Genomic DNA, 24,391 nt, shown 5'->3' with positions numbered 1-24,391 from the left:
CGAAGGCCGAACCCTCGACGACCCGCAGGCCCTTCAGGAGGTCGTACATTCAGAAGCTCTTGGGCATGCCCAGCACGTGGGTGCCCACGTGGCTGAGGATCAGGTTCGTGGAGATCGGGGCCACCTGGTAGAGGCGGGTCTCGCGGAACTTCCGCTCTATGTCGTATTCCTCGGCGAAGCCGAAGCCGCCGTGGGTCTGCAGGCAGGTGTCGGCGGCGAACCAGGAGGCTTCGGAAGCGAGAAGTTTGGCCATATTGGCCTCCGTGCCGCAGGGCTGGCCGGCCTCGAACATGGCCGCGGCCTTCTGCACCATCAGCTCGGCGGCGCTGACCTGGACGTGGGCGCGGGCGATGGGGAACTGGACGCCCTGGTTCTGGCCGATCGCGCGGCCGAATACGTGACGCTCCTTGGCGTAGGCGCTGGCGCGGTCGATGAAGAACTTGCCGTCGCCGATACACTCGGCGGCGATCAGGATCCGCTCGGCGTTCATGCCGTCCAGGATGTAGCGGAAGCCCTTGCCCTCCTCGCCCACCAGGTTCTCGGCCGGAACCTCCAGATCGTCGAAGAACAGCTCGGTGGTGGCGTGGTTGAGCATGGTGCGCACCGGCCGGATGGTCAGGCCGTTCCCCACCGCCTGGCGCAGGTCGACCAGCAGCACGCTCATCCCGTCGGAGGACCGGGCGGCCTGCTCGCGCGGCGTGGTGCGCACCAGCAGCACCATGAGGTCGGAATGCTCGGCCCGGCTGATCCAGATCTTTTGTCCGCGGACCACGTACTTGTCGCCGACCCGCCTGGCGAAGGTGGAGATGCGGGTGGTGTCGGTGCCGGCCCCAGGCTCGGTGACGCCGAACGCTTGCAGGCGCAGTTCGCCGGTGGCGATCTTGGGGAGATAGGCTTCCTTCTGGGCTTGGCTGCCGTGCTTGAGCACCGTGCCCATGGTGTACATCTGGGCGTGGCAGGCGCCGCCGTTGCAGCCCGAGCGGTGGATTTCCTCCAGCACCGCCGTGGCCGCCGACAGGCCAAGACCCGAGCCGCCATACTCCTCGGGTATCAGGACCGACAGGAAGCCCGCCTCGGTCAGGGCCGTGACGAAGTCGGTCGGATAGGTCCGCTCGCGATCGAGCGCGCGCCAGTATTCGCCCGGGAACTGGGCGCACAGCTTGCGCACCGCCTCGCGGATTTCAGGGAAGCTCTCGCCGGCCGCTGTGCTCACCTATTTCCTCCTCGCCCAAGGGTTCAGCTAGCGCATGGCGCGGCCCTTGGAAACGGCCAGATCAAACGTGACCGTGCGTGAGTCAAACCAGCGCGTAAGGCTGAATCGAATCCAAGGTTACTGAATTTCAACCTTGTTCTGATGGAACTTCACGGGTGCGGAACTGTTCGATGACCATGGACGGGTTGAGTATGAACCGCGAGCAACGCCTACGCCGAGAAGCTTTGAGCCTCTGGAAAGCCTTGAGTTCCGATCCGCCGCCGCGCGGGCTGGACGGGCTTCGTCTGTTGGACGCGGCGCTGGGATTGAAGGCGCCGAGCGACTACGACCGCATCCACTCCCCGCATTTGCGGGCGAGCCAGATCACCCGGCCGAAGTAGTCGCCGATCAGACCCGGATTTCGAAATAGGCCGTGTCGCTGCCGGCGCTGTAGGCCAGCACCTTGATGCGGCAGTCGCGTCCGTCGTCCAGCTTCAGGGCGGCGTCGCCGGCCCGGAACAGCGCCTCGGCGGTCTCGGGCGCCGTGCGCAACAGGCCGCGTAGCGGGCTGTAGGCCGAGGCCAGGGTCTTCATCTGCCCGGTGATCTCGTAATCGACGGCCCCATCGAACCCCTGGAAACGAAGCTCGCCGGTTCCGGCGGTCACAGGCGGTGGGTTCTTGCGGATGATGGGTTCCTCCGGAGACAATCAAGCCCCGCCCGGCGGGGAAGCCGAACGGGGCCTGTTTATCGCGGCGGGTCCGCTGGGACCGGGTGGGGCTCGGCGCCGCGCCCTTCATCAACGCGGTGACGCTTCGCCTGTTCCCGAAAAACTTCAGCCGACGATCTGATCTTCAGTGAAGAACTGGGCGATCTCGATCTTGGCGTTGTCCTGGCTGTCGGAGCCATGAACCGAATTCTCGCCGACATTGAGCGCGAACAGCTTGCGGATGGTGCCGGCGGCGGCCTGCTCCGGATTGGTGGCGCCCATGACTTCGCGGTACTTGGCCACGGCATTGTCGCCTTCGAGCACCTGCACGACCACCGGGGCCGAGGTCATGGTCTCGACCAGCTCGCCGTAGAACGGGCGCTCCTTATGGACTTCGTAGAACGCCTTGGCCTGGGCCTCGGTCATGCGGATGCGGCGTTGCGCGACGATGCGCAGGCCGGCGTCCTCGATCACCGCGTTGATTTTGCCGGTCAGGTTCCGCTTGGTCGCGTCGGGCTTGATGATCGAGAAGGTGCGTTCGGTCATTGTGTGGACTTGTCTTCTTATTGGGGAGACGCGGACGGTCCGCGCGGGGTGGCGGGCTTATAGCCGCACGATGCGGCCTCGCCAAGCACAGCGGTCGCCATGGGCCGCGACCTCTGCTAAGGCCCCGCCCTCGCCATGCTGCAAATCAATGATCTGACTTTCGACGCCTGGGGCCGCCGGTTTTTCGACCATGCGAGCGTCAGCCTCCCCGTGGGCGCCATGGTGGGGCTCGTGGGCCGCAACGGCGTGGGCAAGACCACGCTGTTCAAGCTGATCCTGGACGAGCTGCACGCCGGCGACGGCGAGATCGCCTACCCCAAGTCGGCGCGCATCGCCTCGGTGGACCAGGAGCATCCGGCGACCCCGGTCACCCTGCTGGACACCGTGCTTGCCGCCGACGAGGAGCGCGAGCGGCTCAATGCCGAGCTGGAGACTGCCGAGCCCGAACACCTGGGCGAGATCTACGCCCGGCTGGCCGACATCGGCGCCGACCGCGCGCCGTCGCGGGCCGCCGAGATTCTGTCGGGCCTGGGCTTCTCCAACGCCGACCTGGCGCGGCCGATGTCGGAGTTCTCCGGCGGCTGGCGGATGCGCGTGGCGCTGGCCGCGGCCCTGTTCGCCGAGCCCGACCTGCTGCTGCTGGACGAACCGACCAACTATCTCGACCTGGAAGGCGCGCTCTGGCTGGAAGCCCGGCTGAAGAAATATCCGCACACGGCGGTGATCATCAGCCACGACCGCGAGATTCTGAACAACAGCTGCGACCACATCCTGCATCTCGCCGACGGCAAGCTGACCCTCTACGCGGGCGGCTACGACAGCTTCGAGCGCCAGCGCGAAGAGAAGGCGCGCCTCCAGGAGGTCAACAAGGCCAAGGTCGACGCCCAGCGCGCCCACCTCCAGGCCTTCGTCGACCGTTTCCGCGCCAAGGCCTCCAAGGCCACCCAGGCCCAGTCGCGCCTGAAGATGCTGCAGAAGCTGCCGCCGGTCTCCTCGGTGGTGGCCGAGCACGTCGCGCCCTTCGTCCTGCCCTCACCCGAGCGGCCGCTGGCGCCGCCGCTGCTGCGCCTGGAAGGCGTGGCGGCCGGCTATGACGAGACGCCGATCCTCAAGCACATGAACCTGCGGCTGGACCTGGACGACCGCATCGGCCTGCTGGGCGTCAACGGCGCGGGCAAGTCGACCTTCGCCAAGCTGATCGCCGGCGCCTTGCAGCCCCAGGCCGGCGAGCTGAAGCGCTCGCCCCGGCTCAAGGTGGGATGGTTCCACCAGCACCAAATCGAGGCGCTGGATCCCAGCGACACCCCGCTGGACATCATCCGTACGGTGATGCCCGAGGCCTCAGAGGCAAGCCGCCGCGCGCGTCTGGCGCAGTACGGCCTGGGCCACCAGAAGGTCGACACTACGGTGGACAACCTGTCGGGCGGCGAACGGGCGCGCCTGCTGCTCAACCTGGTGGCCATGGAGAGGCCCCACCTCCTGATCCTCGACGAACCGACCAACCACCTGGACATCGACTCCCGCCGCGCCCTGCTGGATGCGCTCAACGAATACGAGGGCGCGGTGATCCTGATCACCCACGACCGCTCGCTGATGGAGCTGGTGGCCGACCGCCTATGGCTGGCCGCGGACGGCGGAATCGAGCCCTTCGACGGAGACATGGACGACTACGCCAAGTTCGTCATCGACCGCGCCAAGCAGGCCGGCCGGGCCCCAACCCAGGTCAAGGCGCCCGAGCCTGTCGCGCCCCCGAAACCGGTCGTCGCGCCGAAGGCCAAGGTCCCCACCGGCACCGCCCGCCGCCGCGCCGAAGCCGCGGAGGCGGCGCTGGGTCGCGCCACCCAGGCTCTCGTCGAGATCGACAAGGCGCTCACCGATCCCAAGGTCTTCGCCCAGAACCCCGCCAAGGCCGCCGATCTCGGCCGTCGACGCGACCAGGCCCAGGCCGCGCTCGACGCCGCTGAATTGGAGTGGCTGGAAGCCAACGAGGCCTATGAGGCCGTCAAGAGCGACGCTTGAGGCCGTTCGGGCGTTAGGAGCCTATGCCGACCGTGCCCAACGCCAAGTCAGACCGCCGCCGCCTGGGCCCTCGCGTCCGCGCGCGGCTGCGTGAACTCTATCATGGCCAGACTCCCAAGGCCGTGCGCTTCCGGCTGGGCGTGATCGGCATTGATATCCTGTTGATCGGGTTCTTCATCGTCGCGCCGTTCATCCGCGAGACGCCGGCCTTCCTGATCGTCGACCTAGTGGTGGCCTTCGTCCTGTTGCTCGACATCGGCGGACGGGCCCTGGCGGCGGATCGCTGGACCGACTGGATCAAGCGCCCTTCGACCTGGATCGACCTCTTCGTGCTGGCGACCCTGCTGTTCCCGCTCTGGCTGTTCAACCTGGCCTTCCTGCGGGTGCTAAGGCTCTGGACCCTGGTCCATTCGGAGTTCTTCTGGGAGACCATCGGCCGGCGCTATGACGACACACGATGGGAAGACGTCACCCGGGCGGCCACGACGCTGGTCACCTTCATCTTCGTGATGACCGGCTTTGTCTATACGAGCTTCGCCCGCGTCCATCCGGGCATCAACGGCTATGTGGACGCGCTCTATTTCACCATCGCCACCCTGACCACCACCGGCTTCGGCGACATCGTCCTGTTCGGGACCTGGGGCCGAGTGATCTCGATCGTCACCATGCTGACCGGCATCACCCTGTTCGTGCGTCTGGCCCAGGCCCTGTTCCGTCCCTACAAGGTGCGCTTCCCCTGCCCCGCCTGCGGACTGCAGCGCCACGACATCGACGCGGTTCATTGCAAGGCTTGCGGGGAACTGCTGAACATTCCCAACGACGAACTCCATTAGGCGCGGCCCATGCCCGACGAAGCCCGTATCGTCTATCTGCTGCTGGTCTTGGTCCTGCTGGCCCCGGCCGGCGTCGCGGCCCTGCGCCGGATCTTCCGCAAGAAGGACCACTAGGCGCCTCACCCGGGCACATCGTACTGATCCCTGGGATCAGTCAGGGACCTTGCCATGCGCGCCATCCTCGCCTCCGCTCTCCTCGTCGCCACTTCGGCCCTGGCGGCGCCGAAGCCGGACCCTCAACTCTCCAGCTTCGCCAAGGACGTCAGCGAGGCGCGGCTGCGGAGCACGATCGAGAAGCTGGTCGGCTTCGGCACCCGCCACACCCTGTCGGACCGCGCGTCCGACACCCGCGGCATCGGGGCGGCCGAGCGCTGGGCGGCCTCGGAGTTCGAGACCCTCTCCAAGTCCTGCGGCGGCTGCCTGGAGGTGGCCGTGCCCAAGCAGACCTTCACCGGCCGCCGGGTTCCCAATCCCACCGAGATTGGCGCGATCTTGGCGATCCAGAAGGGGACCACCGATACGGATCGGGTGATCGTCATCTCCGGTCACATCGATAGCCGGGTCAGCGATCCGATGAACGCCATGGCCGACGCGCCGGGCGCCAATGACGACGGCTCGGGCGTCGCCGCGGTGATGGAGGCGGCCCGCGTGCTGTCGAAGCACAGCTTCCCGGCGACCCTGGTCTATGCCGCCCTGGAGGGCGAGGAACAGGGCCTCTATGGCGGCAAGGTGCTGGCGGCCTTCGCCAAACAGCGCGGCTGGCGGGTCGAGGCCAATCTCAACAACGACATTGTCGGCAACATCCACGGCGCCGGCGGCGAGACCGTGCGCGACCGGGTCCGCGTGTTCGCCGAGGGCACCAAGAGCGTCGAAACGCCGGAACAAGCCAACCAGCGCCGCTACAATGGCGGCGAGGTCGACAGCCCCTCGCGCAACCTCGCCCGCTTCGCCGACGCCCTGGCCGAACGCCAGGCCGCCGATCTGGGCAAGCTGGACGTCATGATGGTCTATCGCACCGACCGCTTCGGGCGCGGCGGCGACCAAGTCGAGATGCTAGCCGCGGGCTTCCCGGCCATCCGCGTCACCGAGGCCGCCGAGCACTATGATCGCCAGCACCAGGACCTGCGCACGGAGAACGGCCGAGTCTATGGCGACACCATCGACGGGGTCGATTTCCCCTACCTGGCCCGGGTCACCCGGCTGAACGTGATGATGATGGCCGCTCTGGCCCGCGCGCCGGCCCCGCCCGAGGGCGTTAAGATCGAGGGCGCGGTCTCGCCCGACACCAAGGTGAGCTGGACCGCGGTCCCGGGCGCGGCGAGCTACCGCGTCCACTGGCGCGGCACCACCGAACCACAATGGACCAAGGCCCGCGACACGAAGGCGACATCCGAGATGCTCAAGGGCCTGGTGATCGACGACTGGTTCTTCGGCGTGTCGTCGGTGGCCGCCGACGGATCCGAGAGCCCGGTGGTGTTCCCGGGACCGGCGGGATCGTTCGTGTCGGTGGCTCCGCCGCCGCCAGCGAACTAGCCCCCTACCCCAGGCTCGTCATCCTCGACCGCGCGGAGCGTGTGTCGGGGATCCATACACGGTGGGTTCGCAGACAAAACCGCTGACTCGGAGTTCATGGATGGCCGGGACTTGCGCCCGGCCATGACGAAGGTGGGTGTGAGCTGTCAGCGCCGATAAGGCAGGAATCCCCTACCCGCACTTCACCTCTTTCACGACGCCGGTCGCCGCGTCGTAGAGGAAGTTCAGCCGCCGCGGATTGAAATCCATGGTCACCGGGCAGGTGGTGCAGGCCACCCGCTGCAGGTTCGGCTGCACAGGCACCGGGATCTCGGTGCGCGACCGGCCGACGTGCTTTTGGGCCTCGGCCGCCCCGCACTGGTCGGGCGCTGGCGGCGGCGCGGACGGCGCGGGCGCCGGCCTTGGCGCAGGCGGCGGCGGCGCGGGCGGCGGCGGTTCGGCGCAGGCGGCGAGCGCCAGGACGCCGGCGGTCGCCAGCAGGGTGATGAGCGTCTTCATGCCTGCTTCTCCCAGCCGCGGGCCTGTTGTTTCCAGTAGGAGGCCGGATGGCCCTTGGCCTTGAGTGCGCTCCACTGGCTGCGCGCCACGGCCAGTTGCGTCTCGTCGCGCCCGTCGAACAGCACAATGCACCGCTCATAGGGCTCCAGTTCGCCCGGCTCGGCGCCGTCGACCAGGAACAGGGCGTCCGCCGCGTTCTGATTGTCGAAGGCAGTGGTCAGCAGCACCGGCTGGCGCGCCGCGCCCGGTTCGTCGGCTGGGGCGTGCGGCAGGAAGCTCTCGTCGCGGTAGCTCCACAGCCAGCTGTCCAGGTGCTCGACCCGCTCGGGCTCGCGGGCGCGGACCACCGCCTTCCAGCCTCGGGCCAGGGTCTTTTCCAGGAGCTCCGGCAGCACCTGATCCAGGCCGGAACGCTCCAGGTGATAGAACCAGACCTCGCAAGGGGTGGCCATCAGCGGGCTCTCCGAACCAGTTGCGCCAGCGACGATACCACCTCGTCCGCGTGGGTCATCATGGCCAGGTGCGAAAGCTCCAGCCGCAGGGTCGGCTGGCCGAGCGCCCGTGCCTGGGCGGCTTCGGCTTCATAGGCCTTGGAGAGTCGTAGATAGCTCCAGCCCACGGCCGGCGGCACAGCTAAGGCCGGCGCGGGTTCGTCGAAATAGGCCAAAGGCGCCGGGGCGAGCTCGGCGAGGAAGGCGTCGCGAACCGGCCCTTCAGGGGAGAGGGCCGCGATTGCGCCCGGCGGGAACCACTGGTCCCAGGGCGGCAGCATGCCCTCGTCCGCCGCCGCGCGCAGCGCCTCGCCGAGCTGGGTGGCGGCCGTGTCGAACCAGGAGCGGCCCGGATGGGGCAGTATGGCGTCGACAAAGACCACGCCGGCCAAGCGCGTCTCCGCCAGGGCCGCGACCGAGGCCGCCAGGCCGCCCGCTCCGGAATGGACCACCAGGACGTCGCCCGGCTCGATCGCCTCAGCCACGGCCGAGGCGATCGCGGGATAGTAGGGCTTGGCGATCTCGCCCCAGGCCGGCAGGGCCACGACCTTCGACTCGTAGCCCCGCTCCGCCAGTTCGGCCGGAACCGCGCCCCAGGAGGCAGGTCCCACCAATGGACTATGAACCAGGATCAGGCGCACGCCCGCGCGCCGTCAGCTCTCGTACTTGTCGGCGACCATCCGGTTCAGCAGGCGCACGCCGTAGCCGGTGGCGCCCTCCGGGATGGTCGGGACGCTGGACGGCTTCTTCCAGGCGGTCGAGGCGATGTCGAGGTGGGCCCAGGGCACGCTGTTGACGAAGCGCTGGATGAACAGGGCCGCGGTGATCGAGCCGCCCGGCCGGCCGCCGGTGTTCTTCATGTCGGCGATCACCGAGTCGATGTTCTTGTCGTACTGCGGCGGCAGCGGCATGCGCCAAAGCGGTTCGCCCTCGGCGGCCGAGGCCGCCAGCAGGTTGGCCGACAGCTCGTCGTTGTTGGAGAACAGGCCCGCATAGTCGTTGCCGAGCGAGATGATGATCGCGCCGGTGAGCGTCGCCAGGTCGACCATGAACTTCGGCTTGAAGCGGTCCTGGCAGTACCAAATGGCGTCGGCCAGGACGAGGCGGCCCTCGGCGTCGGTATTGATGATCTCGATGGTCTGGCCGGACATGGAGGTGACCACGTCGCCGGGGCGCTGGGCGTTGCCGTCGGGCATGTTCTCCACCAGGCCCAGTATGCCGATGGCGTTCACCTTGGCCTTGCGGCCGGCCAGGACGTGCATGAGACCAGCCACGGCGCCGGCGCCGCCCATGTCCCACTTCATGTCTTCCATGCCGTCGGCGGGCTTGAGGCTGATGCCGCCAGTGTCGAAGCAGACGCCCTTGCCGACGAAGGCGATGGGCTGGGCCTCCTTGTTCTTGGCGCCGTACCACTTGATGACGGCGAGCTGGCTCTCACGGATGCTGCCCTGGCCGACGCCCAGCAGGCTGCCCATGCCCAGCTTGGCCATCTCGGCCTCGCCCAGGATCTCGACCTCGAGGCCCAGGCTCTCGAGCGCCTTCACCCGTCGAGCGAACTCCTCTGGATAGAGGACGTTCGGCGGCTCGGAGACCAGGTCGCGGGAAAAGGCCACCGCGTCGGCCAGCGCCGCATAGGGCGGGAAGGCCGCTAGGGCCGCATCAGCCTCGCCGGTGACGATCTGGGTCTTGATGACGGTGGGCTTCTTCTCGGCCGCTTCCTTGGTGCGGTAGCGGTCGAAGCGGTAGGCGGCCAGGCGCACGCCAAGCGCCGCTTGGGCGGCCGTATGGGCGCCGTCCTTCGGCAGGCGCAGGCGCAGGACGGTCAGGCCCGAGGCCTTCACGGCGCCATAGGCGCTGGCCGCGGCGTTCTCCACCGCCAGGTCATCGAAGGCGTCGGCCTTGCCCGCGCCCACCAGCACGATGCGCGGCGAGGCTCCCGGGGCGCCGTGGACGTCGAGCACCTGGCCCTTGGCGCCGGTGAACCGGCCGCCGGCGACGGCGCGTCCCAGCGCGCCGCCCGCCTGGGCGTCGAGTTCGCCGGCCGCGCCGGCCAGGACGTCACCCTCGAACACGATGACGGCGAGGGCCGTCTTGTCAGCCAAAGCGGCTTGGGCCGCGACGAACTCGATCTCCATAAGTCCCTCAAACTCCAGACAATGCGGGCGTGCGCCGCGCGAGCCAGCAACCGTGACCGTCCCTGCGGCGGTTGTGTGGCGCGGCGACGCATGATTTAGAACAGCTTCCGCGTGGGGGCGCGCAAAATCCCCCCAGAAACCTACATTTCTTCAATGCCGCTGATCGACCGCTATCTGTTCCGCCAGCTCCTGGGACCGACCGTGCTGGCCACGGCGGCGCTGACGGCTGTCGCCCTGCTGAGCCAGAGCCTGTCGGCGCTCGACATCATCGTCAGCCAACGGCAGAGCGCCCTGGTCTTCGCCAAGGTGACGGTGCTGGCCCTACCCCAGCTTCTCAACATGGTGCTGCCGATCGCGGTGTTCGTGGCGGGCCTGGTGGCGCTGAACCGGCTGCACACCGAGCAGGAGATCGTCGTCTGCTTCGCCGGCGGCATGAGCCGCTGGCGGGTGATCTCACCGGCCCTGCGGCTGGCTTCGATCATCATGGTCCTGGCCCTGGTCATGAACCTCTGGATCCAGCCAGCCGCCTCGCGGGAGATGCGCCAGACCCTGTTCAACGTGCGCACGGACCTGGCCTCCACCCTGATCCGCGAGGGCGAGTTCACCGCCCCTGCCCCCGGCCTGACCGTCTACGCCCAGTCCGTCGACGGGACCGGCCTGATCCACAACCTGTTCATCCACCAGGAAAAGGACGACGGCGACGCGTCGACCTACACCGCCGACACCGGCCGGCTGGCCAAGCGCGGCGAGCGGCCCGTCCTGGTCATGCAGAAGGGTTCCAACCAGGAGTTCAGCGAAGCCGGAGTGCTGAACTACCTGTCCTTCGACGAGTACATCTTCGACCTCTCACCGTTCATGGCGACCGGCGAGATGATCCACTACAAGCCCTCCGACCGTTATCTGCACGAGCTGCTGTTCCCCGACCTCGAGCAGGACTGGGAGAAGCGCAACCGGCTGAAGCTGCTGGCCGAGGGCCATAACCGCCTGGCGAGTCCGCTCTATAACATCGCGCTCATGGCCATGGCCCTGTCGGCGATCATCGGCGGCGGCTTCTCGCGCATGGGATATGGCCGGCGGATCGCCATCGTCGGCGCGGCGGCCGTCACCGTGCGGATCCTGGGCTTCGTGGTCCAGGCGGGCGCCGAGTCCGAGGCCTGGCTCAACCTCCTCCAATACCTGGTGCCGGTGGCGGCGACCTACTTCGCCCTGCGCAGCATCTTCCGCCAGAAGGTCTCGCGGTTCATCGACATGCAGCTGAAGCCGGCGCGCATCTCCCGTCGCGCGGGAGCGGCGGCATGATCGGGCTGGGCCGCCTCGAACGCTATGTGATGGGACGCACCCTGGCGGGCGTCGGCGCGGCCCTGGCGGTCATCTCGGCGGTGATCCTGCTCGTGTCGTTCGTAAACCTGTCGCGGGAGGTGGCGGTGCGGGCCGATGTCGGGGTCGCCCAGCTCTTCGGCCTGACCCTGCTGCAGGCGCCGGCCACCATCCTGCTGCTGGCGCCGTTCGTCTTCCTGTTCGGCGGGATCGCCGCCTATGTGGGCCTGAACCGCCGCTCCGAGCTGGTGGCCATGCGCGCGGCGGGCGTTTCGGCCTGGCGCTTCATCCTGCCCTCGGCGGGAGCGGCGTTCGTGATCGGCGTCATCACGGTGACGGTGTTCAACCCACTCGCCGCGGCCTTCAGCGCCCGATACGAATCCGACCGCGCCGACCTGATGGAGAACTATCTGACCGACGCGCCCCAGGAGGTGTGGCTGCGTCAGGGCGACGAGCGGACCCAGATGGTGATCCACGCCAAGGCCCGCGACACGGTCGAGGGCGTGGTGCGGCTGAAGGCGGTGTCGATCTTCGTCTATCAGAAGGACAAGCGCGGCGTCCCGGCGTTCAAACGCCGGCTGGAGGCGGCCGAGGCGCGCCTGCTGCCGGGCTACTGGCGGCTCACTGACGTGCGCGAGGCCTCGGCCGGCGAGAACTCAGTACGCTCCGACTCACTGTCCATCCGCTCAACCCTCGACGCCGAATCAGCCATGGAGCGGTTCGCCGCACCTGAGTCGGTCGCCTTCTGGCGGCTGCCGGCGGCGATCCGCATGACCGAGCAGGCCGGTTTCTCGGCGGGCGGCTACCGGCTGCGGCACCAGCAGCTCCTGGCCACGCCGGTGCTGTTCGCGGCCATGTCGATCCTGGCGGCCGCCTTTTCCTTGCGCCTGGCCCGGCTTGGAGGCCTGGCAGGCCTTGCGGGAGCTGGGGTCGGCCTTGGTTTCGTCGTCTTCTTCTTCAACGAGTTCTCCGGGGCCCTGGCCGACGCCGACATCATTCCGCTGTTCGCGGCGGCCTGGGCGCCGCCGGTCGTCGCCCTGCTGTCTGGGCTCTCCCTGCTCTGCTACACCGAAGATGGTTGAATCGCCGGCGTTCCCGGTTATGCATCCGGTCACACCGCCCGGCCACACCGCGTTGAGGGGATCCTTGGCTTCATGAGTTTGCGCAGGCGTTCAGCCTCGGCCAAGCGCGGCCTGCTCGCGGGCGTGGCGCTCCTGGTGCTGTCCTCGGCGCAGGCGCACGCCCAGGCCCCGAAGACCGGCCCCTCGCCCGACGGCTTGGCCGAGGATCAGCTCTATATGGAAGCGGACCTCGTGGTCCGCGACGACAAGAACAAGGTCAGCACCGCCACGGGCGACGTCGAGGTCCGCTACCAGGGCCGCACCCTGCGCGCCCAGGAGCTGGTCTATGACGAGGCCAAGGGCACCATGCGCGCCCGCGGCGAGACCTCGATCCTCAACGCCGACGGCTCGGTGGAATACGCCGACGAGATCGTGCTGGACGACCAGATGAAGGCCGGGGTCGCCACCGGCTTCGCCGCCCGCATGCCGAAGAACGTCAAGATTGCCGCGGCCAGCGCCGTGCGGCGGTCCGACCGCATCAACGAGCTGAACCGCGCGATCTACACGCCCTGCGAGATCTGCGCCCCGGACGGGACCAAGCCGAAGACCCCGACCTGGTCGATCAAGGCCGAACGGGTGGTCCAGGACAAGGACCGCCAGCTCGTCTACTATCGCAACGCCGTCATCCAGATCTTCGGGGTGCCGCTGGTCTACCTGCCGGTGTTCTGGCACCCGGACCCCGAGGCGGTCCGCAAGTCCGGCCTGCTGCCGCCCGAGATCTCGGCCTCCGACCGCCGCGGCCTGTCGTACGAACAACCCTATCTGCTCGTTCTGTCGCCACATTCGGATTTGACGATAAGTCCTCAAATCAACACGAAAGTTACCCCTTTCATTAATGGCCAATATCGCAAGCGCTTCTACTCCGGCGCCCTCGATGCTCGCTTCGGCTACACCTATGACGAGGACTTCGACAGCAAGGGCGACCCGTTCGGCGACGCGACCTCGCGCAGCTACGTCCTGGCGTCCGGCGCCTTCGCCATCAACGACAAGTGGCGCTGGGGCTTCACCGCCGAGCGGACCTCCGACGACCTGCTGTTCGACAAGTACGAGATCGGCGGCGTCTACGAGAACCGCGGCCCCTACGTGGCCGATGACCGGCGGCTGATCTCGCAGCTCTACACGACGCGCGAGACCCAGAACTCGTACTTCTCCGCCGCCGCCTTCACCATCCAGGGCCTGCGGCCGGGCGACAACGAGCGGACCTTCCCCATCGTCGGTCCGCTGATCGAGTCCCGCTGGGAGCCGGACGGCAAGGTCGCCGGCGGTCGCCTGCGGTTCCGGGCCAGCGCCGTGGCCCTCACCCGCGAGCAGTCGCCGCTGAACGCCCCGCCACTACGCCTCGACGGCCTCGACAGCCGCCGCGCCACCGGCGAGGTCGACTGGCGGAGCGTCTACACCTCCACCGCCGGCCTGCGGATCGCGCCCTATGTCCAGGCCCGCTTCGACGCCTATAGCCTCGACGACAACTTCGTCGGCGTAGTCGGGGTGGGGCCGAGATCCAAGACCCTGTCGCGCGGCCTTGCCGTGGCCGGCGCCGATATATCCTGGCCTTTTATTCGTCGCTTCAAAGACTTGTCGGTCATTCTTGAGCCGATCGCTCAGATCGCCCTGTCGCCGGACCTGAAGCAGATCGAACTGGGCCGCAACGCCCTGGGGCAGCCGGTCTATCTGAACGAAGACTCCATCGCCTTCGAGTTCGACGAAACCAACCTGTTCCGCGCCAACAAATTCCCCGGCTACGACCTCTATGAGGACGGGTTGCGGGCCAATGTCGGCGGCCGGGCCTCGGTGTTCTGGGACGACCGGCGCCGCGCCAGCATCCTGGTCGGCCGCTCCCTACGGACGGAGCGGAACGAGGTGTTCAGCGCCCAGAGCGGCCTGCGGCCAAAGGCCTCGGACTGGATCGTCTCGGCCACCGCCGAACCCCTGCGCGGCCTGTCCTTCTTCGGCCGCGCCCGCTTCGACGCCGACGACCTCCACATCGCCCGCGCCGAGACCGGCGCCAACGTCAATTCCAAGTGGGGCCACGGCTATGTCCGCTATCTGCGCGACCGCGCCGATCCCAACGGGCTCAAGGTGGAGAACCTGGACCTGGGCGGCGAGGTCTATCTGAGCAAGCACTGGGGCCTAACCGCCTACGGCAACCGCGACCTCGTGCAGAAGGCCTGGGTGATCCGCGATCTGGGCGTGGTCTATCGCGATGAATGCACCCGGCTCGACTTTATCTATCGCCGGGAAGACACGATCCTGGGCCGCCTGGGCCCATCCGAGTCCTTCACCTTCCGCCTAACCCTCGCCACACTAGGCGAACAGTAATATGGCAACTGATAACCGCGGCCATGAGGCCGCACGCTACGGCGCTACGCTAAGGAAGACCTCACCCATGATCCGCGCGCGTAAAGTCACGGGCCTCGCGGCGCGCGGCGTCGCCTTGGCGGCCGTCCTGGCCGCAGTCGGCGCTCCGCCGATCACCTGGGCCCAGACCCCCGCGCCCGCCGCGCCGCCGGCCGTCGAAGCGCCGCGTCCGGCGCCCCCCCAGGGCCTCAGCGAGTCCGTGGCCGCCGTGGTCAATGACGACATCATCTCGACCTACGACCTGGCCCAGCGCATGCGGTTGCTGATCGCCACATCCGGCATCCAGCCGACCGAGCAGAATATCCAGCAATTCCAACGCGAAGCGCTGATTTCCTTGGTCGACGAACGACTCCAGATCCAGGAGCTGCGGCGCCAGGAGAAGGACCAGAAGATCGAGATCGTCGCCGACGAGGCCGAGCTCAACGCTGAGATCGCCGACATGGCGAAGAATAACAACGTCCCCACCGAGCAGTTCATCGCCTCCCTGGAGGCCCAGGGGATCGGGATCGGCACCCTGAAGGAGCAGATTCGGGCGCAGACCAGTTGGCAGCGCTGGATCCGCGGTCGCTACGGCTCGCGCCTGCGCATCGGCGAGGACCAGGTCAAGGCCCAGCAGCAGCGCCTGGCGGCCTCGGCCTCCAAGCCGCAGTACCAGATCAGCGAGGTCTTCCTCGACGCCAACCGTGTGGGCGGAATGGAGACGGCGATGACCGGGGCGACCCAGCTCATCGCCCAGATGCAGCAGGGCGCGCCGTTCCAGGCCGTGGCCCGCCAGTTCTCCGCCTCGGCCACGGCCGCCGCCGGAGGCGACGCCGGCTGGGTCGCGGCCGGCGAGATGGCCCCCGAGGTGGAAGCCGCCCTGGAGCAGATGCGTCCAGGCCAACTCTCCCGCGCCATCCAGGTGCGCGACGGGGTCTACATCATCTATCTACGCGACAAGCGTTCAGGCGCGGGCGCGGCCGTCGTCAACCTGAAGCAGGCCGCCCTGGCCCTGCCACAGGACGCGTCGGCGGCGCAGGTCAGCACGGCGACCGCCACCCTGACCGCCCTGCGCGGCCAGGTCACCGGCTGCGGCGACCTGGAGGCCAAGGCCGCCACGGTAAGTGGCGTGGTGGCCGGGGATCTGGGCGAAGCCGAGATCAAGGACCTGGCGCCGGCCTTCCGGAGCGCCGCCGAGACCCTGCAGCCGGGCCAGCTCTCCGAGCCGATCCGCACGGCGGCGGGCCTGCATATCCTGGCCGTCTGCTCCAAACGGGCCGGCGGCGCGGACGCGGCGACCAGCGAGCAGATCGAAAGTCGACTGTTCGGACAGCAACTGAGTATGATCGCCAGGCGCTATATGCGCGACTTGAGAACATCGGCCACGATCGAGACGCGGTGAAGAACGGACCTCTCGCGCTGACCCTGGGCGATCCCGCCGGGATCGGCCCGGAGATCATCGTCAAGGCCTGGAGCCAACTCCGGGCCGACGGGCCGGGGTTCGTCGTCGTCGGAGACTACCAATCCCTGGCCTCGGCCTCCGGCGCCACCGTGGTCCGCCGCGTCACTACGCCGAACGAGGGCGGCCGGGTGTTCTCCGAGGCCCTGCCCGTGATCGACCTGCCGCTGCGCAGCCCCGTGGTGGCCGGCCAACCCTCCGCCACCGCCGCCCGCGCCATCATCCAGTGGATCGAGACCGGGGTGGGCCTGGCCCTGTCGGGCGCCGTGCGCGGCCTAGTCACCGCCCCGATCGCCAAGGCGCCGCTCTACGAGGCGGGCTTCCCGTTCGCCGGCCACACTGAATTCCTGGGCGAACTGACCGCCAGCGCCGGTTTCGACGGCGCCAGGGGCCCGGTCATGATGCTGGCCGTGGATGGCCTGCGCACCAGCCTGGTCACGGTGCATGAGCCGCTCGCCCAGGTCGGGGCCAAGCTCACAATCGAGAAGGTCGTCAACGCCGGACTGGTGACTGCCCAGGCCCTGCGCAGCGATTTCGGGATCGCCGCGCCTCGCCTGGCGGTGGCTGGCTTCAACCCCCATGCGGGCGAAGACGGCGCCATCGGTCGCGAGGAGATTGAGATCGTCGCACCGGCGGTCCGCACGCTGCGCGAACTCGGGGTCGACGCCGTCGGCCCCACGCCCGCCGACAGCCTGTTCCACGAAGCCGCCCGCGCCCGCTACGACGCGGCGGTCTGCATGTATCACGACCAGGCCCTGATCCCGGTCAAGATGCTGGACTTCTGGGGTGGGGTGAACGTGACGCTGGGCTTGCCCATCGTGCGGACCTCGCCCGACCACGGCACGGCCTTCGACATCGCCGGCCGCGGCTACGCCCGGCCCGACAGCCTGGTCGCCGCCATCCGCATGGCCGACGAGATCGCCACCCGCCGCGAAGCCTAGTCCAGCGGCGCCAGCAGCGGTCGCGGTCCGACCGCCCCTAAGCCATGGTCGTAGTAGTGGCCTCGAGCATTCTTGGTTTGGCTGATCGCCAGGGTGAGGCTGCCCGTCTCGCCGAGCGGCATGACGCTGACCAGATAGCCGCTGCGATAGCCACCGGTCCCGACCGCGACGCCGACCTCGCCATGGATACGGCGACGCTGATCGACGGTCGGCTCGTCGACAGGCTGAGGCGCCTCGGCGATCCAGCGGTCGATCTGGGCGGCGGTGTCGGCCGCGGCGCTGGGCGGCGCGGCGGCGCCGGCCGTGGAGATCGCCTCTTCCGCCATCGCGGGGGCGGCGCAGAGCGCCAGCAGCAGGGCCGAGATCAAGGGTGGCGCATAAGCGGACATGGACAGTCTCCTTGACGGTGAAGGTCGCTCCCGATTGCGGCCTGTTGAGGGCGCTTGCCCAGCAACCGTCGCCGTGGCCTCTTCCCCCGGTTCGCAGCCGAGGGATCTCCCATGCTCAATCGCCGCCACGTCCTCGCGGGCGCCATCGCCTCACTGGCCGCCTCCAACACCGCCCGCGCCGAGACGAACCCGGCAGCCGCCAGGGCCAGGGCGCTCTATGACGAGATCTTCGAATCGATCCTGCGGACCTCGCCAACCACGGCCTCGGGCCTGGGCTTCGACACTGGGCCGCGATCGGGCCTGAAATCGAAACTGGACGACCGCTCGCCCAGCGCGCGTATGAACGTCTTCCAGCCGATGATCGACGCGCGGCCCAAGCTCGCCGCCATCGACCGCAAGGCGCTGACCGGGCTCGATGCGAGCCGGTACGACACCGTGGCCTGGCTGGCCGACCGCGACGCCGAGGCCGCCGCCTTCCCCTATGGCGGGGTCGATTCCTACGACTATCCCGTGCCCTACGTGGTCAGTCAGCTCACCGGCGCCTATCAGAAGATCCCCGACTTCCTGGACTCCAAGCACTTCATCGAGTCCAAGGCCGACGCCGAGGCCTACCTCTCCCGCCTGACGGTCTTCGCCCAGAATGTCCGCGACGAGAACGGCCGCCTGCGCGCCGACGCGGCCATGGGCGTCGTCCCGCCCGACTTCGTGCTGGACAAGGCGCTGACCCAGCTTCGGTCCCTGGCCGCCCAGAAGGGCGAGGGCTCGGGCCTGGCCGCCTCCCTGGGTCGCAGAGCTGCTGAAAAGGGCCTCGGCGCCGATTGGGCCGCCAAGGCCGCGACCATCGTCGACGGACCGCTGGCGAGCGCGCTCGCCGACCAGATCGCCCTGCTGACCGAACATCGCCGCATCGCCGTCCACGAGGTCGGGGTGAGCCGCCTGCCCGACGGCCGGCGCTATTACGATCTCGGCCTGCGCTACCACACCACCACCAACCTGACGCCGCCCGAGGCGCACAAGGTCGGCCTGGCCCAGGTGGCCGAGCTGTCGGCCCGGGCCGACGTCCTGCTGCGGGCCCAGGGCTTGACCCAGGGCTCGGTGGGCGCCCGGCTCACCGCCTTCGGCAAGGATCCCAGCCAGCTCTATCCCAATACCGAGGCCGGCCGCGCGACGCTGCTGGCCGACCTCAACCGCACCATGGAAGCCGTTCGGGCCCGCACGCCGCAGGTGTTCGCCACCCTGCCCAAGGCCGGTATGGAAATCCGCCGGGTCCCGCCGGCCATCGAGCTAGGAGCGCCGCGCGGCTATGCCGAGGGCGGGACCCTGGACGGCTCGAGGCCGGGGACCTTCTACATCAACCTGCGCGACACGGCGGACTGGCCGAAATGGTCATTGAACAGCCTGACCTACCACGAGAGCGTCCCGGGCCACCTGTTCCAAGGCGCGGTGCTGCTGGAGGCGCCGGGCGCGCCCCTGCTGCTGAAGACCATGGGCTTCACCGCCTATGGCGAGGGCTGGGGCCTCTATGCCGAACAGCTCGGTGACGAGCTTGGAATGTACGACGCCTATCCGGCCGGCAGGATCGGCTACCTGCAGTCCTTCCTCTATCGCGCCGCGCGGATCGTCCTGGATACCGGCATGCACTCCCAGGGCTGGAGTCGTGAGAAGGCCGTGACCTATATGATCGAAACCGTCGGCCTACCGGTGGGCGCCGCGGAGAACGAAATCGACCGCTATGTGGTGTGGCCCGGTCAGGCCTGCGGCTACAAGATCGGCCACACGGAGTTCGACCGCCTGCGGACCAAGGCCCACACGGCCCTGGGGGCGAAGTTCGATCTGAAAGCCTTCCACGACCTGGTGCTCCTGGGGGGCGCCATGCCGCTGGCGGTGCTGGAGCGGGTGGTGGACGATTGGACGCGGCAGCGCCTGGGCGCTTGATCTGCAACCCCGGCGCAGCCATTGATCAGATGCGGCGTTGCATCTGCGCGCCCTTGGAAACCCACATATGACACGCAGCCCCCAGTGGCTCTCCCTCTCGCTCTCCGCCTGGCAGATGGGCCTGGAGGCCCAGCAGGTCATCGCCCTGCGGCTGAACAAGCTCGCCTTCGGCGGTGAGGCGGCGGTCAAGGAGACCGCCCTGATGATCTCGGAGAAGACCGAGTCCATGATGGCGCTGCAGTCGGACATGGCGCTCGCGCTCATGTCGGGCACGGGCCACCTGGCGCCGGCGCGCGCCGTCACCCACTACCGCCGGAAGATCCGCGCCAACCGGCGGCGGCTGACCCGCTAAAACCTAACAACTGCTACTGGGAACACGCCTTAGCCCGTGGCAACATTCCCCCACCGCGGATATGCGAATGGGGGTTTTGCATGGTTGCGACGACAATGGGCGCGGAGCGCGCCGAGACACGCTGGTTCTATGTGGGCATGGCGGCGGTGTTCGTCGTCATCGCCTTCGGGGGTTTCATCCCGACCTACTGGTCCAAGGTCGCCACGGGCACGTTCGGCGGCGCGCCGATCCTGCACGTCCACGGGTTGATCTTCTTCACCTGGACGCTGTTCTACCTGGCGCAGACCTCGCTGGTCGCCGTGGGCCGGACCTATGATCACCGGAACTGGGGCCTGGCTGGGATCGCGCTCGCCACGGCCATGTGCTTCACCGTGGTGCTGGCGGCGATCAACTCGATCAAGGTCGCCGAGACCATCGGCATGGGCGACCAGGCGCGGCAGTTCTCCATCGTCTCGCTATCGGCGGTGGTGCTGTTCGCGGGCTTGTTCGGGACCGCCATCGCCAACAACCGGCGAGCGGACGTACACAAGCGGCTGATGCTGCTGGCCATGATCCCGCTGATGCAGGCGGCCAGCGCCCGCGTGTTCATGGTCCTGCTTGCGCCGCCCGGCGCGGTCGGGCCTCCGCCGGTGCAGGTCACCATCGCGCCGAGCATCTTCGTAAACCTGCTGGTGATCGCGGCCATGGTCTACGACTGGCGCACGCGCGGGCGACCGCACCCCGTCTATGTCTGGGGTGGGGCCGCCGTCCTGCTGCAGGAGATCGTGCCGTTGGTCTTCGCGGGCACGGCAGGCTGGATGGCGATTGCGACCTGGGTCGAGTCGCTGGCCGGCTGATTTTTCGAACCACGCCAGATCGTCCGCGTTCCCATATAGAGGTGAACGCGGAGGAGACTTGGCCATGGGACGGACGTTACGATGAGCGTCGCCTTCACCAAGGAAGGCGATCACGAGGCGGCCGCGGCGGACCTGCCCGACCGTCCCATCTCGCCACATCCGAACCTGGTCACGGCCAAGGGCCTGGCCGCCATCGACAAGGCTCTGGCCGCCGCGCGCGCCGCCTATTCCGCCGCCCAGGCCGGGGGCGAGGTCCAGGCCGACCGCACGGCCATGGCGCGGGCCACACGCGACCTGCGCTACTATTCCGCCCGCCGCGGCAATGCCCAGCTGGTTGAGCCCGATCCGGCCAGCGACACCGTTCAGTTCGGCCGCAAGGTGACCTTCGAGCGCGAGGACGGCCGCCGCCAGACCTACGCCATTGTCGGCGAGGACGAGGCCGATCCCGCCAAGGGCTCGGTGTCCTACATCTCGCCGCTCGCCCAAGCCCTGCTGGGCAAGTCGGTGGGCGACACCGCCGTGGTGGCCGGCGCCGAGGTCGAGGTCGTGGAGGTCGGCTAGCGCCGGTCCTCGGCGGCGCGCAGGACGAAGGCCAGGATTTCGGCGACCGCCACGTACAGACGCTCGGGAATCTCGGTCTCCAGCTCGATGGTGGAGAGCGCCTGGGCGAGCGGCGCATTGCGCTCGATGGGCACGCCGTGGGCCTGGGCGGTCTCGACGATCCGCTGGCCGATCAGGCCCCGGCCCGTGGCGACTACGGTCGGCGCCCCCTGCCCCTCGTATTTGAGCGCCACAGCCAGCCGGTCCTTGAGCGGCCGGTTCATGACGTCTGGTCCACCAGATGGCCGGCTTCCGGCGCGCGGCTGGGCGGGGCGCCGGCGTGCACGGCGATCTCGGCGCGCAGTTGGACGGCGGCCAGGGCGGCGCTGAGCAGGCCCTGGTCGGCGCGCAGGCGGTCCAGGCCCTCCGCGCGCTCGGCCCACAGACTGACGCCGGCCTGGGCTCCGGCGAGACTGACGCGGGCGTGGATCGGGCCCAGGGGCTCGGCGTCCAGGGAGAAGGCCGCCCGCCAGACCGGTTCGAGTTCGCCGCCATCGCCGCGGCCGTCGCGGGTCACCTCGAACTGGGCGACGCTCGCGCCCTGCGGCGTGACGAAGGGCATCTCGAACATCCAGCGGGTGACCTGGGCCTCGGGGCCGGTCTCGGCCGGCAGCGAAGCAATCTGCAGCAGTTCCACCCGGCCCAGGGCCGCCTCTGTCTCGCGGGCCAGTTCCTGACCCATGACCAGGGGCGGTCCGCCCGGCGACAGCTTGCTGACGGCCGGGGCCTGGGCGCGGGTTCCGCCGGCCCGAAAGGGCGGCGGCGGCACGGCGGCGGACCTGGGGCCCTGAGAGCCCGGCGCGGCGGCGAGCCAGGTCGACAGGGCCTGGCGCAACATCAGTAGGCCGGCCTTGAGATCATGGCCCACGGGAGAGGCCAGCGGCGCGGCGGCCAGTTTGGCCTCGAGGAACAGGCCCGAGCGGGCCATGGCCTTGGCCACGTCGGGCCCGGTGACATTGCTGGCGAGCGGCGGGGCGTGGGCCAGGACCCGGACGGCGGCCTCGCGCACCGGGCTCGGCAGCGCCTGGTCCTGGGCGGCCTGGGAGAGGTCGGCGATCAACGGCGCCAGGCCACCCTGCCGCACCGCGGCGCCCCGCGTCACCTCGGCCACGGCCAGGGCCTGGATCTGGGCGGGATTGAGTTCCGGCAGCGGCGTATTGGCGTGCACGGTCGCGGCGACGGCGCGGACCGGCGTCACCGGAATGGTCAGGTTGGGCAGCGATACGCCCGAGATCGGTGCGATCGTCACGAGAGACCCGCCAGGTTGATCCTGGCCCCAGTATAGATTCCCAGGGTGAAGCGGGGCTTAAGGACTTGATATTCCGGTGCTAGGGAGAGGCGTGACACACCCCCTGGCTGACCTCCCCCCGCTCCGCGAGACCCTGGCCGAGCACGGCCTGATGGCCAAGAAGAGCTTCGGCCAGCACTTCCTGCTGGACCTCAACATCACGCGTAAGATCGCCCGGCTGGCCCAGGTCGGCGATGGCGACCATGTGATCGAGGTCGGACCCGGCCCCGGCGGCCTGACGCGGGCTCTGTTGGAAACCGGCGCACGGGTGACCGCCATCGAGAAGGATCCGCGCTTCCTACCCCTGCTGGAGGAGCTGGCGACGGCGGCCGACGGCGCCCTGGCCATCCGGGTGGAGGACGCGCTCGGCGCCGACGAGGGCGCCCTGGCGGCCGGCGCCCCGGCCCACGTGGTCTCCAACCTGCCCTACAACGTCGGCACGGCGCTGTTGATCAAGTGGCTGACGGGCACGTTCACACCCGCCTCCATGACCTTGATGTTCCAGAAGGAAGTGGCTGAACGGATCGTCGCCCAGCCCGGCGACGACGCCTATGGCCGGCTGGCCGTGCTGGCGCAGACCACGGCCAATGCGGCCCTGGTGATGGATGTCGGGCCCCGCGCCTTCACCCCGCCGCCCAAGGTGTCCTCGGCTGTGGTCCACTTGACGCCCCGCGCCGACCGCCCGTCGCCGGAGCGGCTCGCCGCCCTGCAGACCATCACCGCGGCGGCCTTCGGCCAGCGCCGCAAGATGCTGCGCTCCAGCCTCAAGGTGCTGGGAGGAGAAGCCCTGTGCTTGAAGGTCGACATCGCGCCCGAGGCGCGGGCCGAGACCATCTCCGTGGAAGGATTCCTGGCGTTGGCGGACGCCTGGCGCGCCTAGTCGCCGCCGCCGTCGTCCGACCCGCTACGACGCTGGCCTCGCCGGCCGATCGTGAGCATCACCAGACCCGCGATCAGGGCGACGCCACCGATGGCGGCCCACACGATCTGGCCGGTCATGAAGCTACCTGGCAGGACGCCGACCCCTTGCAGGATCCAGGTGAGGCCGACGCCACACAGCACGGCCCCCAGCACCTTGATGATCATGACATGCCCCACGTCAGCGCCGAGGCCCCATCCCAGGCCAGCTTGGCTCCGACCACCACCAACAGGCTATAGACGATCTGGTAAAACCGCTCGGCCGGAATCCGTCGCACCAGCCAGACCCCCGCCCAGGTCGAGGCGATGGCTAGGGGCAGCAGGACGAGAGCCGTGCTCAAGGCCTGCGGTGTGAACTGGCCGAGCGCCCAGTAGGCTGGGACCTTCATCCAGTTCACCACGGCGAAGAAGATGGCGCTGGTGCCGACGAACACGTCGCGCGGCAGCCGTTTGGGCATGACATAGATCTGGAACGGCGGTCCGCCCGCGTGGGCAAGCTGACTGGTGAAGCCCGCCGTGATCCCGGCCAGCACCCCCCGCCAGGGAACGCGTTCGCGCCGCGGATCTGCGACCGGCGCGCCGGCTCGATCCAACCATAGGCGTTGGAGGGAGAAGACCACGGCGATCGCGCCGACCGCCAGTTCCACCGCCCCGGGCCGCACGAAGGCCGCGAGCGCGTAGCCCAGGCCGATCCCGATCGCGGCGCTGGGCAGCATCAGCAGCAGCACCCCCTTGTCCCAGGTCTTCCGAAAGGCCGAAACGCTGACCACGTCCTGGACGATCAGGATCGGCAGGGTGATGGAGGCCGCCAGCACCGGCGAGATCGCCAGCGCCATCAGCGGCACGGCGATCACCCCCATGCCGGAGAACCCGCCCTTGGCCAGGCCCAGCAGGATCACCGCCGGGATGGCGACTAGATAGAAGAACGGGTCGGTGAGGATCGGCA

General features: G+C 68.8%; 26 protein-coding genes. 14 read left to right on the top strand and 12 right to left on the bottom strand.

Going from position 1 to position 24,391, the window contains the following annotated elements; genetic code table 11:
• Positions 1-49 precede the first annotated feature (49 nt).
• The gene (locus Q8Q88_RS17035) at positions 50-1,213 is read right to left on the bottom strand and encodes an acyl-CoA dehydrogenase family protein (protein ID WP_305676375.1); all 1,164 of its coding nucleotides are present in this window, start codon (positions 1,211-1,213) and stop codon (positions 50-52) included.
• 170 nt (positions 1,214-1,383) lie between these two features.
• On the opposite strand from Q8Q88_RS17035, the gene Q8Q88_RS17030 reads away from it, so the two are divergent.
• A complete protein-coding gene (locus tag Q8Q88_RS17030; protein WP_305676374.1) occupies positions 1,384-1,593 on the top strand; it encodes a hypothetical protein in 210 nt (69 codons plus the stop codon).
• Between the two features lie 7 nt (positions 1,594-1,600).
• Here Q8Q88_RS17030 and Q8Q88_RS17025 read toward each other — a convergent pair whose 3' ends face one another.
• Positions 1,601-1,858, bottom strand: coding sequence for a hypothetical protein (locus Q8Q88_RS17025; RefSeq protein WP_305676373.1), 258 nt, complete (start codon positions 1,856-1,858; stop codon positions 1,601-1,603).
• A gap of 168 nt (positions 1,859-2,026) precedes the next feature.
• Positions 2,027-2,446 carry a nucleoside-diphosphate kinase gene (gene ndk, locus Q8Q88_RS17020; RefSeq protein ID WP_305676372.1) on the bottom strand — a complete coding sequence of 140 codons (420 nt, stop codon included), beginning with the start codon at positions 2,444-2,446 and terminating at the stop codon, positions 2,027-2,029.
• 135 nt (positions 2,447-2,581) lie between these two features.
• Between ndk and Q8Q88_RS17015 the strand changes: the two genes are divergently transcribed.
• From Q8Q88_RS17015 to Q8Q88_RS17005, 3 genes are all read left to right on the top strand, one after another.
• Positions 2,582-4,465, top strand: a complete 1,884-nt coding sequence (locus Q8Q88_RS17015; protein WP_305676371.1) for an ABC-F family ATP-binding cassette domain-containing protein — start codon at positions 2,582-2,584, stop codon at positions 4,463-4,465.
• A gap of 23 nt (positions 4,466-4,488) precedes the next feature.
• A complete protein-coding gene (locus Q8Q88_RS17010) occupies positions 4,489-5,298 on the top strand; it encodes a potassium channel family protein (protein ID WP_305676370.1) in 810 nt (269 codons plus the stop codon).
• Positions 5,299-5,466: 168 nt separating this feature from the next.
• On the top strand, positions 5,467-6,831 hold the full coding sequence (locus tag Q8Q88_RS17005; protein ID WP_305676369.1) for a M28 family peptidase: 1,365 nt from the start codon (positions 5,467-5,469) through the stop codon (positions 6,829-6,831).
• Between the two features lie 171 nt (positions 6,832-7,002).
• On the opposite strand, the gene Q8Q88_RS17000 is transcribed toward Q8Q88_RS17005, so the two are convergent.
• From Q8Q88_RS17000 to Q8Q88_RS16985, 4 genes are read right to left on the bottom strand one after another with little or no spacing between them, the layout of a single operon-like run.
• Positions 7,003-7,329, bottom strand: a complete 327-nt coding sequence (locus Q8Q88_RS17000) for a peptidase inhibitor I78 (protein ID WP_305676368.1) — start codon at positions 7,327-7,329, stop codon at positions 7,003-7,005.
• Complete coding sequence (locus tag Q8Q88_RS16995) at positions 7,326-7,784, bottom strand: DNA polymerase III subunit chi (protein WP_305676379.1); 459 nt, start codon at positions 7,782-7,784, stop codon at positions 7,326-7,328. Before Q8Q88_RS16995 ends, Q8Q88_RS17000 begins: the two co-directional genes overlap by 4 nt.
• On the bottom strand, positions 7,781-8,461 hold the full coding sequence (locus Q8Q88_RS16990; protein ID WP_305676367.1) for a hypothetical protein: 681 nt from the start codon (positions 8,459-8,461) through the stop codon (positions 7,781-7,783). The genes Q8Q88_RS16995 and Q8Q88_RS16990 overlap by 4 nt, the downstream gene beginning before the upstream one ends.
• A 12-nt stretch (positions 8,462-8,473) precedes the next feature.
• Positions 8,474-9,955 carry a leucyl aminopeptidase gene (locus tag Q8Q88_RS16985; RefSeq protein ID WP_305676366.1) on the bottom strand — a complete coding sequence of 494 codons (1,482 nt, stop codon included), beginning with the start codon at positions 9,953-9,955 and terminating at the stop codon, positions 8,474-8,476.
• Positions 9,956-10,108: 153 nt separating this feature from the next.
• On the opposite strand from Q8Q88_RS16985, the gene lptF reads away from it, so the two are divergent.
• The 5 genes from lptF to pdxA all read left to right on the top strand — a co-directional run bounded on the left by lptF (position 10,109) and on the right by pdxA (position 17,127).
• Positions 10,109-11,254, top strand: a complete 1,146-nt coding sequence (gene lptF / locus Q8Q88_RS16980) for an LPS export ABC transporter permease LptF (RefSeq protein WP_305676365.1) — start codon at positions 10,109-10,111, stop codon at positions 11,252-11,254.
• Positions 11,251-12,354: an LptF/LptG family permease gene (locus Q8Q88_RS16975; RefSeq protein ID WP_305676364.1), complete on the top strand. Its 1,104-nt coding sequence runs from the start codon at positions 11,251-11,253 to the stop codon at positions 12,352-12,354. Before lptF ends, Q8Q88_RS16975 begins: the two co-directional genes overlap by 4 nt.
• Before the next feature lie 72 nt (positions 12,355-12,426).
• Positions 12,427-14,709 carry an LPS-assembly protein LptD gene (locus Q8Q88_RS16970; RefSeq protein ID WP_305676363.1) on the top strand — a complete coding sequence of 761 codons (2,283 nt, stop codon included), beginning with the start codon at positions 12,427-12,429 and terminating at the stop codon, positions 14,707-14,709.
• Between the two features lie 67 nt (positions 14,710-14,776).
• A complete protein-coding gene (locus tag Q8Q88_RS16965; RefSeq protein WP_305676362.1) occupies positions 14,777-16,129 on the top strand; it encodes a peptidylprolyl isomerase in 1,353 nt (450 codons plus the stop codon).
• Positions 16,126-17,127, top strand: a complete 1,002-nt coding sequence (gene pdxA / locus Q8Q88_RS16960) for a 4-hydroxythreonine-4-phosphate dehydrogenase PdxA (protein ID WP_305676361.1) — start codon at positions 16,126-16,128, stop codon at positions 17,125-17,127. The genes Q8Q88_RS16965 and pdxA overlap by 4 nt, the downstream gene beginning before the upstream one ends.
• Here pdxA and Q8Q88_RS16955 read toward each other — a convergent pair.
• The gene (locus Q8Q88_RS16955) at positions 17,124-17,516 is read right to left on the bottom strand and encodes a hypothetical protein (RefSeq protein WP_305676360.1); all 393 of its coding nucleotides are present in this window, start codon (positions 17,514-17,516) and stop codon (positions 17,124-17,126) included. The genes pdxA and Q8Q88_RS16955 overlap by 4 nt on opposite strands.
• Before the next feature lie 111 nt (positions 17,517-17,627).
• Between Q8Q88_RS16955 and Q8Q88_RS16950 the strand changes: the two genes are divergently transcribed.
• From Q8Q88_RS16950 to greA, 4 genes are all read left to right on the top strand, one after another.
• Positions 17,628-19,451, top strand: coding sequence for a DUF885 family protein (locus tag Q8Q88_RS16950; RefSeq protein WP_305676359.1), 1,824 nt, complete (start codon positions 17,628-17,630; stop codon positions 19,449-19,451).
• A 67-nt stretch (positions 19,452-19,518) separates the two neighbouring features.
• Positions 19,519-19,803 (top strand): hypothetical protein, encoded by a 285-nt coding sequence (locus Q8Q88_RS16945; protein WP_305676358.1) that lies wholly within the window; start codon positions 19,519-19,521, stop codon positions 19,801-19,803.
• 80 nt (positions 19,804-19,883) lie between these two features.
• Entirely contained in the window at positions 19,884-20,639 is a 756-nt protein-coding gene (locus Q8Q88_RS16940; RefSeq protein ID WP_305676357.1) for a hypothetical protein, read from the top strand.
• A gap of 81 nt (positions 20,640-20,720) precedes the next feature.
• On the top strand, positions 20,721-21,200 hold the full coding sequence (gene greA / locus Q8Q88_RS16935; RefSeq protein WP_305676356.1) for a transcription elongation factor GreA: 480 nt from the start codon (positions 20,721-20,723) through the stop codon (positions 21,198-21,200).
• Here greA and Q8Q88_RS16930 read toward each other — a convergent pair.
• Complete coding sequence (locus tag Q8Q88_RS16930; protein ID WP_305676355.1) at positions 21,197-21,463, bottom strand: EscU/YscU/HrcU family type III secretion system export apparatus switch protein; 267 nt, start codon at positions 21,461-21,463, stop codon at positions 21,197-21,199. The two genes, greA and Q8Q88_RS16930, sit on opposite strands and share 4 nt — an antisense overlap.
• The gene (locus tag Q8Q88_RS16925; RefSeq protein WP_305676354.1) at positions 21,460-22,488 is read right to left on the bottom strand and encodes a flagellar hook-length control protein FliK; all 1,029 of its coding nucleotides are present in this window, start codon (positions 22,486-22,488) and stop codon (positions 21,460-21,462) included. Before Q8Q88_RS16925 ends, Q8Q88_RS16930 begins: the two co-directional genes overlap by 4 nt.
• 151 nt (positions 22,489-22,639) lie before the next feature.
• Here Q8Q88_RS16925 and rsmA point away from each other — a divergent pair, with 151 nt between their 5' ends.
• Positions 22,640-23,407: a 16S rRNA (adenine(1518)-N(6)/adenine(1519)-N(6))-dimethyltransferase RsmA gene (rsmA, locus tag Q8Q88_RS16920; protein WP_305676378.1), complete on the top strand. Its 768-nt coding sequence runs from the start codon at positions 22,640-22,642 to the stop codon at positions 23,405-23,407.
• On the opposite strand, the gene Q8Q88_RS16915 is transcribed toward rsmA, so the two are convergent.
• Together Q8Q88_RS16915 and Q8Q88_RS16910 are read right to left on the bottom strand one after the other, a co-directional pair.
• Complete coding sequence (locus tag Q8Q88_RS16915) at positions 23,404-23,613, bottom strand: hypothetical protein (RefSeq protein ID WP_305676353.1); 210 nt, start codon at positions 23,611-23,613, stop codon at positions 23,404-23,406. The genes rsmA and Q8Q88_RS16915 overlap by 4 nt on opposite strands.
• A complete protein-coding gene (locus Q8Q88_RS16910; RefSeq protein ID WP_305676377.1) occupies positions 23,610-24,386 on the bottom strand; it encodes a sulfite exporter TauE/SafE family protein in 777 nt (258 codons plus the stop codon). The genes Q8Q88_RS16915 and Q8Q88_RS16910 overlap by 4 nt, the downstream gene beginning before the upstream one ends.
• Between the last annotated feature and the right edge of the window lie 5 nt (positions 24,387-24,391).

The organism is Phenylobacterium sp. (assembly GCF_030697925.1).
Classification (GTDB): domain Bacteria; phylum Pseudomonadota; class Alphaproteobacteria; order Caulobacterales; family Caulobacteraceae; genus Phenylobacterium.
Note: the sequence above shows the minus strand (reverse complement) of the source record. Positions and strands in the feature narration are given on the sequence as shown.

Bases quoted from the DNA above. Each gene is read 5' to 3' on its own strand.
- Q8Q88_RS17030 (WP_305676374.1), top strand. From the start codon at position 1,384: ATGACCATGGACGGGTTGAGTATGAACCGCGAGCAACGCCTACGCCGA.
- ndk (WP_305676372.1), bottom strand. From the start codon at position 2,446: ATGACCGAACGCACCTTCTCGATCATCAAGCCCGACGCGACCAAGCGG.
- Q8Q88_RS17015 (WP_305676371.1), top strand. From the start codon at position 2,582: ATGCTGCAAATCAATGATCTGACTTTCGACGCCTGGGGCCGCCGGTTT.
- Q8Q88_RS17010 (WP_305676370.1), top strand. From the start codon at position 4,489: ATGCCGACCGTGCCCAACGCCAAGTCAGACCGCCGCCGCCTGGGCCCT.
- Q8Q88_RS17005 (WP_305676369.1), top strand. From the start codon at position 5,467: ATGCGCGCCATCCTCGCCTCCGCTCTCCTCGTCGCCACTTCGGCCCTG.
- Q8Q88_RS17000 (WP_305676368.1), bottom strand. From the start codon at position 7,329: ATGAAGACGCTCATCACCCTGCTGGCGACCGCCGGCGTCCTGGCGCTC.
- Q8Q88_RS16985 (WP_305676366.1), bottom strand. From the start codon at position 9,955: ATGGAGATCGAGTTCGTCGCGGCCCAAGCCGCTTTGGCTGACAAGACG.
- lptF (WP_305676365.1), top strand. From the start codon at position 10,109: ATGCCGCTGATCGACCGCTATCTGTTCCGCCAGCTCCTGGGACCGACC.
- Q8Q88_RS16975 (WP_305676364.1), top strand. From the start codon at position 11,251: ATGATCGGGCTGGGCCGCCTCGAACGCTATGTGATGGGACGCACCCTG.
- Q8Q88_RS16970 (WP_305676363.1), top strand. From the start codon at position 12,427: ATGAGTTTGCGCAGGCGTTCAGCCTCGGCCAAGCGCGGCCTGCTCGCG.
- Q8Q88_RS16965 (WP_305676362.1), top strand. From the start codon at position 14,777: ATGATCCGCGCGCGTAAAGTCACGGGCCTCGCGGCGCGCGGCGTCGCC.
- Q8Q88_RS16955 (WP_305676360.1), bottom strand. From the start codon at position 17,516: ATGTCCGCTTATGCGCCACCCTTGATCTCGGCCCTGCTGCTGGCGCTC.
- Q8Q88_RS16950 (WP_305676359.1), top strand. From the start codon at position 17,628: ATGCTCAATCGCCGCCACGTCCTCGCGGGCGCCATCGCCTCACTGGCC.
- Q8Q88_RS16945 (WP_305676358.1), top strand. From the start codon at position 19,519: ATGACACGCAGCCCCCAGTGGCTCTCCCTCTCGCTCTCCGCCTGGCAG.
- Q8Q88_RS16940 (WP_305676357.1), top strand. From the start codon at position 19,884: ATGGTTGCGACGACAATGGGCGCGGAGCGCGCCGAGACACGCTGGTTC.
- greA (WP_305676356.1), top strand. From the start codon at position 20,721: ATGAGCGTCGCCTTCACCAAGGAAGGCGATCACGAGGCGGCCGCGGCG.
- Q8Q88_RS16930 (WP_305676355.1), bottom strand. From the start codon at position 21,463: ATGAACCGGCCGCTCAAGGACCGGCTGGCTGTGGCGCTCAAATACGAG.
- rsmA (WP_305676378.1), top strand. From the start codon at position 22,640: ATGGCCAAGAAGAGCTTCGGCCAGCACTTCCTGCTGGACCTCAACATC.
- Q8Q88_RS16915 (WP_305676353.1), bottom strand. From the start codon at position 23,613: ATGATCATCAAGGTGCTGGGGGCCGTGCTGTGTGGCGTCGGCCTCACC.